The organism is Rhodococcus sp. NPDC019050, assembly GCF_055664235.1.
In genome coordinates, this window is record NZ_JBVOON010000019.1 from 81,696 (window position 1) to 92,251 (window position 10,556).

A 10,556-nucleotide genomic window follows, 5' to 3' on the forward strand; every position below is an offset into this window, starting at 1 on the left:
CCAGTGCGCACGAGCCTGCTCGCGCCCGCACGATTCGGCCCTCGCCGACTCTCACTCCGCGGACGCCGTGAGTCCGCCGCCGTCGACGGAGAGCACTTGCCCGGTGACCCAGGACGCGTCGTCCGACGCGAGGTAGGCGACCGCCGACGCGACATCCGACGGCACCCCGAGCCGGTGCATCGGATACCGCGCCGCGACTTCCTCTTCCCGGCCCTCGTAGAGCGCCGCCGCGAAGCGCGTCTTCACGATCGCCGGCGCGACGGCGTTGACACGGATCGCCGGCCCGAGTTCTGCCGCGAGCGAGCGGGTGAGCTGGTTGAGCGCCGCTTTGCTCACCCCGTAGAACGCGATTCCCGGCGCATGGGAGAACGCGGACACGGACGAAATATTCACGACCGCACCGCCTTTGGTGGCAACGGCGGCGAAGCGTTGCGTCCATGCCAGTGCGGCGAGCACATTCACCTCGAAGATCTTGCGGGCGGCGTCGAGGTCGAGTTCGGACAAGGGACCGTAGACGGGGTTGGTGCCGGCGTTGTTGACGAGGATGTCGATCCTGCCGAAACGATCGACAGCGACCCGCATCGTCTCGTCTCGGTGCGCCGGATCGTGTGCCTTGCCCGCGACACCGCACGCGACGTCCGGACCGAGCGCGGCGACCGCTTCGGCGAGTGGCTCCGGCGACCGCGCGGTGAGCACCACTCGGGCCCCCTCCGCCACGAGGCGCTCCGCGAGACCGAGTCCGATTCCCCTACTGCTGCCGGTCACCACAGCGACCCGGCCCTCGAGCCGGCGTGGGGCGCCCGAGATGGATTCGACCACCGTCTCGACTCCTCTTCGTAATGATCCGTCCGGACAGTAGGAATATACACTCACAGTGTTGTAACCTGGCGCTCAACAGTGACGCCGGTCTCACCGAGGCCCGGCAGAACGCCCGAAAGCCCGGAGACGGCACGAGAGAAAGTGCACCAACTGTGCAACCAATTGCCGCCGAGAGCGACACTTCTTCCCGGCTCCGCCTTGATGGCATCGAGGTCCGATTCGGCGGCCTCGTCGCACTCGAGGATGTGTCGCTGCAGGTCCCGGCAGGTTCGGTGGTCGGAGTCATGGGTCCCAACGGTGCGGGAAAGACGACGTTGTTCAACGTCATCTGCGGATTCCAGCGCCCGCGCGCCGGCACCCTGGCCTTCGACGGCCGTCCTGTGCGCCCCGTCCCCCACAGCCTCGTCCGCCATGGGGTGGCGCGCACCCTCCAGGGACTCGGACTCTTCGGCGGGCTCACCGTCCTCGAGAACGTCGCCGCGGGCGCGTCGGTGTCACACCGCGCACCATTCGTCACGAGCCTGCTGGGCTTGCCGTACAGCGCTCGCGCTCAGCGGTCCGCCCGCGCCTCGGCCGCGGCGCTTCTCGACGAGTTCGGGATCGGCGACTACGCACACGCGCTTCCACCGTCGCTCCCCTATGCGGTCGCCAAGAAGGTGGCGCTCGCGCGTGCACTCATCTCGGACCCGACTCTGCTTCTTCTCGACGAACCGGCAGGCGGTCTCGACAACGCCGACATCGAGGAACTCGGAGCACTGATCCGCCGTCTCCCCACGCGTGGCGACGGATCGCGATCGGTGATGCTCGTCGAACACAACGTCGACCTGATCATGTCGGTGTGCGACCACATCGTCGTCCTCGACTTCGGCAAGGTGATCGCCGCGGGCACCCCCGACGAGATCCGTGCCGATCCGCTGGTCGCGGCGGCCTACCTCGGTGGAAAGGAGGCGGCGTGACCGCACCACTCCTGCGCGTCGAAAACCTCACGGGCGGATACGGTCCCGTACCGGTACTGCACGAAGTGACCTTCGACGTCCCTGCCGGCACGATCGCGGCCGTCGTCGGCGCCAACGGTGCCGGGAAGACAACCTTGCTCCGGGCACTGTCCGGGATGCTGCCGGCGGTCCAGGGGGCGATCAGCGTGTCGGGCACACCGGTACTCGGGGTCCCTACGGAAAAGTTCGTGCACCACGGCGTCGCACACGTACCCGAAGGCCGCGGCGTGATCGGCGAACTGACCGTCGAGGAGAACCTGCGCCTCGGTGGGTTGTGGCGCAAGGACCGCGCCGACACCAAACGTGCCATCGCCGAGATGTACGAGATGTTCGAACCACTCGCCCGCCGACGCAACAGCAGCGGCCATCAACTCTCCGGCGGTGAACGGCAGATGCTCGCGATCGGCCGTGCCCTCGTCGCGCGGCCCTCACTGCTCCTGCTCGACGAACCGTCGCTGGGCCTCGCACCGCGCATCGTGGACCTGATCATGACGACCCTGCGCGACCTGCGCGACCGCACCGGACTGACGGTGGTGCTGGTCGAGCAGAACGTTCACAGTGCACTCCCGATCGCCGACCAGGCGATCGTGCTGGCCCTGGGCCGCGTCGTCGTCGCCACTTCTGCCGCAGAACTCGTGATGGACAGCGACTTCCGCACCGCCTACCTGGGATTCTGAGGAGTAACCGATGGACAGGTTCCTGTTTCTCACAGTGGACGGACTCGCACGCGGTGCCGTGTTCGCAGCGTTCGCACTCGCACTGGTGTTGATCTGGCGCGGCACCCGCGTGATCAACTTCGCGCAGGGCGCCATGGCCGCGGCCACCACGTACATCGCCTATTCGGTGACGTCGGCAACCGGTTCGTACTGGTACGGCCTCCTCGTGGCGGTCGTCAGCGGCTTCCTGCTGGGGGCACTCGTCGAGCGGGTGCTGATCCGCCGCCTCGACCACAGCCGCCCGCTGGCCGCGGTGATCGTCGCGCTCGGACTCGTCATGGTCATCCACGCCGTCCTCGGCATGATCTACGGCAACGACTTCCGGCCGATGCAGTTGCCGTTCAGTCGTGATCCGTTGCGCGTCGGGAACGTTCCGCTGTTGTCGCCGTACGACGTGTTCGTCTTCGCCGCGGTGGGGGTGGTGGTGATCGGGCTCGCCCTGCTGTTCACCCGTACCGACCTCGGATTGAAGATGCGGGCGTCGGCATTCGCTCCTGACGTGTCGCGACTGCTGGGGGTGAAGGTGTCGGCGATGCTCACGCTCGGGTGGGCTCTCGCCGGCGCTGTCGGCGGACTCGCGGCACTGCTGGTGGTTCCCACCGAACTCGGGTTGAACCCGCACGCAGTCGATCTCGTGTTCATCTTCGCGTTCACCGCAGCGGTGATCGGCGGGCTCGACAGCCCCGTGGGCGCGGTGCTCGGTGGCCTCGCGACCGGGTTGCTGCTGAGCTTCGTCAGCGGCTATCTCAGTGGAAGCATCGCGCCGATCGCGGTACTTCTCATGCTGCTGGCGGTGCTTCTGCTGCGGCCCCAAGGCATTTTCTCCGGCGTCGCCGCCAGGCAGGTCTGACCATGCACACTTCCCGTTTCGATTCCTTCGCCGTGCGAGCCGCGGTGGTGTTCGGTATCGCCGTCGCCGTCATCGCGATCATCTTCGTGCTACCTCCGTTCCGGAACTACCAACTGGCCACCATCGCCGCCTATCTCTGCGCGACAGCCGGACTGACCGTGCTCATCGGACGCAACGGCCAACTCTCGCTCGGGCACGGAGCGCTGATGGCTTGCGGGGCATACTCCTTCGCGCTGACCTCCAACGCGATGGGAGACGCCGGCGCCACCGGGATCTCGGTGTTGCTCGTGCCGCTCGTCGCTGCCGTGCTGGTGACCTGCGTGGTCGGCGTCGTCGTCGGGGCGGCCGCCGCACGTCTTCACGGCCCCTATCTGGCCGGCTTGACGCTCGCGCTGGTCGTCGTGATCCCGTCGATCACCACCACATTCTCCAGCGTGCTCGGCGGCGACCAGGGACTGTGGGCGTACGTGGAGGGGCCACCGAGCAGCATCGCGTCGGCGTTCACCGTCGAACAGTGGCAGGCCACCATCGCTGTGATCGCCGCGGCCCTCACCGTGCTCGTCCTGTCGAATCTGATTGCCGGAGACTTCGGCCGCCGCATGCAGGCCGTGCGCGACGACGAGATCGCCGCCCGCCTCGCCGGTATCGACGTCGCCCGCACCAAGATCACCACATTCGTGGTGAGCGCCGGTGCCGCCGGTCTCGGCGGCGGCGTGCTCGCCATGGTCTCCCAGAGCGCGTCTCCGGGCGCGTTCGGTGTCACCTTCTCGCTGTTCCTGCTCATGGGCGTGGTCATCGGCGGACTCGGGTCTCTTCTCGGTGCCGTGTGGGGCGCGGTGCTCCTCGTCGTGCTGCCCGCGCTCGTGGCTGCCCTCACCGACACACTCGAACTGTCTCCGTCTCTCGCCGAACGTCTGGACGGCAACCTCGCGATCGCCGTTTTCGGCCTCGCCGTCATCCTCATCGTGATGCTCGCGCCGGCCGGTCTCCAGGGCCTGTTCGGCGCAGCACTTCGTCGTCTCCGGCCGGGTAGCCGTGGTCCGAAACACGGCCGTCACCGCGATTCCACTTCCGTCTCCACCCCACCGAAAGCAGAGGCCAGCATATGAAAACAGGTCGGCGACACCAACTTTCTCTCGTCGCGCTCGCTGCGACGACGGCCCTGACGCTTGCCGCGTGCGGCAGCGGCACCACCGCGTCGACGGGAGCCTCCGGTGAAGGAGACACCACCGGTGTCACCGACACCTCGGTGCTGGTCGGCACCCACATGCCACTGACCGGACCGGCCGCCGCCGGCTACTCGAAGATCCCGCCTGCCACCAAGGCGTACTTCGACTACATCAACGAACAAGGCGGCGTCAACGGCCGCACCATCGAGTACAAGGCACTCGACGACGGCTACAACCCGTCCAATACCCAGCAGGTCGTGCGCGAACTGGTGTTGCAGGACCGCGTGTTCGCGATCCTCGGCGGCCTCGGGACACCCACCCATTCCGGTGTGCTCGACTTCCTCGACACCAACAATGTTCCCGACCTGTTCGTCGCGTCCGGTTCGCGGATCTGGAACCAGCCCGACAAGTACCCGAACACTTTCGGATTCAACGCGGACTACACCGTCGAAGCCAAGATCATGGCGCAGTACGTGAAGGACAACATCCCCGGCAAGAAGGTGTGCACCCTCGGTCAGGACGACGACCTGGGTGGCGATTACCTCGCGGGAGTCGAACAGATCGTCGGTGCCGACGCGGTGGTCGAGAAGCAGTTCTACGCCACCAGCAACACCAACGTCGCCCCGCAGATCGGCGCGCTCCAAGCCGCGGGCTGCGAGGTCGTCATGCTCGCAACCATTCCCGGCTTCACCGCCCTCGCGATCGGAACCGCGGGCCGACTCGGATTCCGGCCGCAGTGGACCACCGCCTCGGTGGGCGGCGACTACCTGACCCTGTCCAAGACCCTCGGTGACGCCGCCCCGCTCGCGGAAGGACTGCTCAGCACCAACTACCTGCCGTCGCACTTCAGCGAAGACGACGAGTGGACCACCAAGTTCCGGGAGATCAACACGCAGTACAACAACGACGCCGAATTCGACGGCAACGTCGTCTACGGCATGTCCATGGCACACACGTTCGTTCAGGCACTCGAAGCCGCCGGCGAGAACCCCACTCGCGAATCGATCGTCGAGGCGATCCGATCGAGCGACTTCACGGGACCGAATCTCGTGCCGTTCCGGTTCTCCGAGGACGATCACTCCGGTGCCGGAGGCGCGCGGGTCAACCAGGTCACCAACGGTGTCCAGGAGTACTTCGGCCCCGCGTACACCACCACCGACGCTCTCGGCGATCCCGTCGTGGAGTACCGAGCGGAATAGCGGACGCATGCAGCCGAGAGTTACGGCTGCCGACATATCCACATACGTCGGCCGGGCATCGCACGACGATGCCCGGCCGACGTATGTCGTGTCGGTGGCACCACGTACTGTCACGCCCATGCACAACGCGCAGCACCAAGGCTAGCCCCGGCCCGGGGCCGCCCCGAGTCAGGAGAAACCTGATGCGTGCTGCACTCTGCAACAACCTGTTCGCCATCTTCGGTCATCGGATCTGCTGTGGCCGGATCCCCGAGTGGACGGCTCACGTCGGCCAGGAGTGGGACACCTACGACCTCGCCCCGTGGAACCTGTACAACGTGATCTGGCGGATCCAGAACTGGATCCGTTTCGGTATGGACTGACGGCCTGACGCCGCCTGCCTCACTTACCGTCGGCAGGTCTCACTCCGGGACTGTCGCCATCGCCGAGAGTCGTTGCGCGAGAGTTCGTGCCGCCTCCCGCAATTCGGGCGGTTCCAGGACCACGGCGTCGAACCCCAGTCGCGCCACATGCAGGGCCAGCCAATCCAGGTCCTGCCCGCCGACGACGAGCACACACCATCCGTCGTGCTCGTCGTCGACGCGGCCGACCTGGGGCGGCACCAGTTCCCGCACCCGGTCGGCCTCGGCTCGCAGGCGCACTCGCGCGAGGTATCGGTACGGCGCCTCGGTCACGGCGCGCTGCACGTACGAAATCGGATCCGGGTAGTCCCTCGGGCGGAACCTCCAGGTCGAGGCCGTCACGTCACCCATCCGGTCCAGTCGGAAGGTGCGCCAGTCCTCGCGGTCGACGTCCCAGGCCATCAGGTACCACCGGTGACCGGCCACGACCAACCGCACCGGTTCGGTCGTGCGTTCCCGGTCCTCACCATCGCTGCCCGGGTAGCGGAAGCGGACCCGCACCGCGTCGCGGCAGGCCCGGGCCAGCACCATCAGGGTGTCGGCGTCGATCTCGATTCCCGGCCCGACGAGGGTCTCCATCGCACCGTAGACGGCCCGTACCTCCGCCCGGAGCCTCGGTGGCATCACCTGGTCCAGCTTGGCCAACGCGCGCAGGGACGCCTCGGCGGATCCGGCGATGGTGCTTCCCGACGCCAGCCGCAACGACACCGCCGTCGCGATGGCCTCTTCGTCGTGAAACAGCAACGGGGGCAGACGGGTTCCGGCGCCGAGCTGATAACCCCCGCCGACGCCCGCGGTCGCGCGGACGGGATAGCCCAATGCCCGCAACCGCTCCACGTCTCGGCGCACCGAACGGTCGGTGACCCTCAGTTCCACCGCGAGGTCCGAAGCAGTCCAGGACGGCCGGCTCTGCAGCAGCGCCAGCAACCGCAATACCCGCTCGGTTGTCGCCTCGACGGTCACAATTTCGATGGTCGCACAGATCACGGAACGAATCTGTCCGCTATATGCGGAAACCTCGAGTCCATGACGGAACGAAACTGGAACTCCTTGCTACGGGGCCAGCTCGCTTACCCGGTCCGCGACCGGCTCGAGGGACTCACCGACGACGAATACTTCTGGGAGCCGGCACCCGGATGCTGGAACGTGCGACCGCGCGGCACCGGCACCGCGCCTGTGCAGGCAGGGGCCGGATCCATGACCATCGACTTCGCGTTTCCGGAGCCGGACCCGCCACCGTTCACCACGATTGCGTGGCGGCTGGGCCACGTCGTCGTGGGTGTACTCGCGATGCGCAACGCGTCCCATTTCGGACGGGCGCCCGTCGACTATTCCTCCTTCGAGTACGCCGCGACCGCCGACAAGGCGCTCGCTCAACTCGACGAGGAATACGCCACCTGGATCGCCGGAGTCGAAGCTCTCGGCGAAGACGGCTTGTTCCGCCCGTGCGGAGAAGCGGAGGGGCCGTACGCCGAATATCCGATGGCGGGCTTGGTACTGCACATCCACCGCGAGTTGATCCATCACATAGCCGAGGTGTGCCTGCTGCGTGACCTCTACCTCCACACCCATCACTCGATCCGACAGGAGGTGGGCTGAGATGGCCCGCGAAATCCAGATCACGTTCGACTGCGGCGATCCGGGGAAGCTGGCGCAGTTCTGGGCCGACGCCCTGGGCTACGAGGTGCAGGCGCCCCCACCGGGCTTCTCGTCGTGGGACGAGGCGCTCGAGGCGATGGGTGTACCACCGGAACACCGCAACGACGCCTCCGCTGTCGTCGATCCCGAGGGGGTGGGACCACGGCTGTTCTTCCAACGAGTTCCGGAAGGAAAGCAGGCCAAGAACCGAGTGCACCTCGACGTTCGAGCCGCGCCCGACACGGACGGTGACGCCCGAATGTCGGCCTTGGAAGAGGAGGCCACGCGGCTCGCTGCTCGTGGAGCCGAACGTATTCGGCGCCACGAGCCCTCACCCCCGCTCGACGCCGGACACATCGTGATGACCGATCCCGAAGGTAACGAGTTCTGCCTCGATTGACTGGTCCCGCACGACCCACGCTACTGGAACAAGCCTTCGCGGTGGCAAGAAATCCCTACCTGGATCCGTGGGCGCCGTGCAGGCCTTCTCGACGTGCGAGAGCCGTGGTGGAACAGGCGCGCCATCGACGCCGTCGCATCGGCACTACCCGACGGGGCCCGCGTGTTCGAGTTCGGCGGTGGCGGATCGACCCTCTGGTTCGGAGATCGCGTCGCAGAGGTTGTCACGGTCGAACACGACGAGGAATGGTTCGACGTGTTGAAGGCATCCGCCCCTACCAACGCCAAAGTCGAACTGCGTCGGCCCAGCCCTCAGGGCACTATGGCGTCGGAGTCCGCACCCGGAGCATTCTTCGACGACTACGTTCACGCGATCCTCGAGCAGCCGGACGAGAGTTTCGACCTCGTTGTCGTGGACGGTCGTGCTCGTGTCGACTGCGGGCGCGCCGCGATTTCCAAGATCGCACCCGGTGGGATGCTCTTTATGGACGACTCCGATCGTCCGCGGTACAACCCGTTGGTTCGGGAACTCGAATCTTGGAACCGAACCGACTACCGGGGACTCAAGCGCGCCGGCGATATCGCCCAGTCGACGATCTGGACTCGTCCGTAAGGAACGATGGTTCGGGCGCGGTGCGGTCGTCGACGCTTGCGCGACCGCCGCGTGGTCCTACTTCGGATGGGTCGGCCGCGACTGTGGGGCGGGCGGGGCTCGAACCCGCGACCAATGGATTCTCGGACGGCCGCACTCCACAGACCTCAGCAATTCCCGATAAATACTGCAGCACAGTCGATTAGAGTTCGAACAGCGCTTGCCAAGTCGCAGCAGTTCCCGCCCAATCCCGCTCATAAACGACGAGTAAGCGTCGGGTCGGCTCCTTGGTGAGCGTGGCGCGATCCCACTCCTTGCTCTGATGGCGGAGAGTCGTGGACCTGCCGTCCCAAAGAGTTGAGGATGTCGGTCGCCCCGTCGCCCTTGCGGGGCCGCAAGCTCACGTCAAGCCTCGTGCTCATCCGTTCTTAGGGGCGATCGTTCGGGTGCGGGGCTCGCCCTGACCACCAGGCGAAGACTGCCACGTCACATGGTTACGGGTTGCGCTCGGTTCGACAAAACAGAGGTCGAGGCGATCCCCACTGCCAAGCTCAGGAATCGAGTTCGCGACCTGTTGTGGTTACCTGCGTCGACCGTGGCATGGACGTCGTGCGCAGTGTCCATCCCGATGTTCTGCAGTTGCGAAGTGAGCCGCCCCAATACGTCAACTGGAATTGGAATCGGGTCTCTTCGTGTTCCTGCCGCTGGATCTCCGCAGCGGAGTCGCGCTGCGAACAGTACTGTCGATTGCGCGATTACCCCAGCGCGGGTTTCCTACCTTCCTCCGGCAACTGCCATACCGGGGAACCGCGATGACCAGCGCAGTCGAAGTGCGACGTCTCTCGCTCGATAGACTCCGTGCGCCACGCACCGAAGCGGTCGAGTCCAGCGCTAGGAGAGATGGATTGGGGAACGGGACAAAGAAGCCGGGTCACCTGCCGCCATCGATCGCTCCCGTTGTTGCCCACGCGGTTGCCCACGCGCGCAGTTGCAAGCTGACAAATCTTGTTTCGTCCGTACAGCAGACGCGGCCTGCCCCCAGCAAGTGCGCTTGGCATCTCGGCACCGTGATCGGGGTTAGCCAGTCAGAGCGAGCAGCTCTCGCGTGGCTCATCGCCGACGCAGTGATGACCCATCGGGGCGGGGCTTCGACGGTGGCTGACCTCTGGCGCGACGCGGCACTGACAGGCACGACGCTGACCGGAGCGGATCGGGAGAAGGTAGCGGCCTTTATCTCGGCCGTATTTGGCCTTCCACCTGACGGAAAATCTAAAATCCACCTCGTCGGTCACGTCGCGGAGTGGTTGTGGTATTTGCACTCTCTCGAATCGGTTGCCACAGGCCGATCGATTGCTCTACTCGACGCGGCCAAGTTCAACGTCACCGAGCCCGGGGCTGACGGCTTCATTGTCTTCTCCGACACGACCACAGGTGAGATGACTGGGCCCCATTCTGAAGTCCACCGGCTATGCGAACTGTAGTTGTTGTCTACCCTCGGTTGACTGGGCCCCATTCTGAAGTCCACCGGCTATGCGAACTGTAGTTGTTGTCTACCCTCGGTCTCCAACCAGTGTGCCCGGAACGCCTCGGGTGAACGGAACCCGAGCGATCCGTGCGGCCGATAACTGTTGTACTCGATCCGCCAATCGTCAGCAAGGACCTGCACCTCGGTCAAGGAATGGAACACCTCGCAGGCGAGGAACTCGTCCCGAAAACGCCCGTTGAACGACTCACAGATCCCGTTCTGCCACGGCGAACCCGGATCGATGAACGAGGCA

Annotated in this window: 13 protein-coding genes; 10 read left to right on the plus strand and 3 right to left on the minus strand. The window is 65.9% G+C overall.

Annotated features, from left to right (window positions below; translation table 11 throughout):
- Positions 1-51: 51 nt before the first annotated feature.
- Positions 52-819: an SDR family oxidoreductase gene (locus AC0B44_RS18255; RefSeq protein WP_471904223.1), complete on the minus strand. Its 768-nt coding sequence runs from the start codon at positions 817-819 to the stop codon at positions 52-54.
- Between the two features lie 152 nt (positions 820-971).
- On the opposite strand from AC0B44_RS18255, the gene AC0B44_RS18260 reads away from it, so the two are divergent.
- The 6 genes from AC0B44_RS18260 (at position 972) to AC0B44_RS18285 (ending at position 6,110) form a co-directional block, all read left to right on the plus strand.
- Positions 972-1,775 (plus strand): ABC transporter ATP-binding protein, encoded by an 804-nt coding sequence (locus AC0B44_RS18260; RefSeq protein ID WP_471904224.1) that lies wholly within the window; start codon positions 972-974, stop codon positions 1,773-1,775.
- On the plus strand, positions 1,772-2,491 hold the full coding sequence (locus tag AC0B44_RS18265; RefSeq protein ID WP_471904225.1) for an ABC transporter ATP-binding protein: 720 nt from the start codon (positions 1,772-1,774) through the stop codon (positions 2,489-2,491). Before AC0B44_RS18260 ends, AC0B44_RS18265 begins: the two co-directional genes overlap by 4 nt.
- A gap of 10 nt (positions 2,492-2,501) precedes the next feature.
- Complete coding sequence (locus AC0B44_RS18270; RefSeq protein WP_471904226.1) at positions 2,502-3,380, plus strand: branched-chain amino acid ABC transporter permease; 879 nt, start codon at positions 2,502-2,504, stop codon at positions 3,378-3,380.
- Between the two features lie 2 nt (positions 3,381-3,382).
- On the plus strand, positions 3,383-4,489 hold the full coding sequence (locus AC0B44_RS18275) for a branched-chain amino acid ABC transporter permease (RefSeq protein WP_471904227.1): 1,107 nt from the start codon (positions 3,383-3,385) through the stop codon (positions 4,487-4,489).
- Positions 4,486-5,748 (plus strand): ABC transporter substrate-binding protein, encoded by a 1,263-nt coding sequence (locus tag AC0B44_RS18280; protein WP_471904228.1) that lies wholly within the window; start codon positions 4,486-4,488, stop codon positions 5,746-5,748. Before AC0B44_RS18275 ends, AC0B44_RS18280 begins: the two co-directional genes overlap by 4 nt.
- Positions 5,749-5,930: 182 nt before the next feature.
- On the plus strand, positions 5,931-6,110 hold the full coding sequence (locus AC0B44_RS18285) for a hypothetical protein (protein ID WP_471904229.1): 180 nt from the start codon (positions 5,931-5,933) through the stop codon (positions 6,108-6,110).
- A gap of 39 nt (positions 6,111-6,149) precedes the next feature.
- Here the strand turns inward: AC0B44_RS18285 and AC0B44_RS18290 are convergent, their stop codons facing one another.
- The gene (locus tag AC0B44_RS18290; protein WP_471904238.1) at positions 6,150-7,112 is read right to left on the minus strand and encodes a helix-turn-helix transcriptional regulator; all 963 of its coding nucleotides are present in this window, start codon (positions 7,110-7,112) and stop codon (positions 6,150-6,152) included.
- 63 nt (positions 7,113-7,175) lie between these two features.
- Between AC0B44_RS18290 and AC0B44_RS18295 the strand changes: the two genes are divergently transcribed.
- From AC0B44_RS18295 to AC0B44_RS18310, 4 genes are all read left to right on the plus strand, one after another.
- Positions 7,176-7,748, plus strand: coding sequence for a DinB family protein (locus AC0B44_RS18295; protein WP_471904230.1), 573 nt, complete (start codon positions 7,176-7,178; stop codon positions 7,746-7,748).
- A 1-nt stretch (position 7,749) separates the two neighbouring features.
- Positions 7,750-8,187, plus strand: a complete 438-nt coding sequence (locus AC0B44_RS18300; protein WP_471904231.1) for a VOC family protein — start codon at positions 7,750-7,752, stop codon at positions 8,185-8,187.
- A 93-nt stretch (positions 8,188-8,280) separates the two neighbouring features.
- Positions 8,281-8,799: an O-methyltransferase gene (locus tag AC0B44_RS18305; RefSeq protein ID WP_471904232.1), complete on the plus strand. Its 519-nt coding sequence runs from the start codon at positions 8,281-8,283 to the stop codon at positions 8,797-8,799.
- 1,133 nt (positions 8,800-9,932) lie between these two features.
- Entirely contained in the window at positions 9,933-10,259 is a 327-nt protein-coding gene (locus AC0B44_RS18310) for a hypothetical protein (protein ID WP_471904233.1), read from the plus strand.
- A 47-nt stretch (positions 10,260-10,306) separates the two neighbouring features.
- On the opposite strand, the gene AC0B44_RS18315 is transcribed toward AC0B44_RS18310, so the two are convergent.
- The coding region (locus AC0B44_RS18315; protein ID WP_471904234.1) for an integrase core domain-containing protein at positions 10,307-10,556 on the minus strand (250 nt) is incomplete at its 5' end.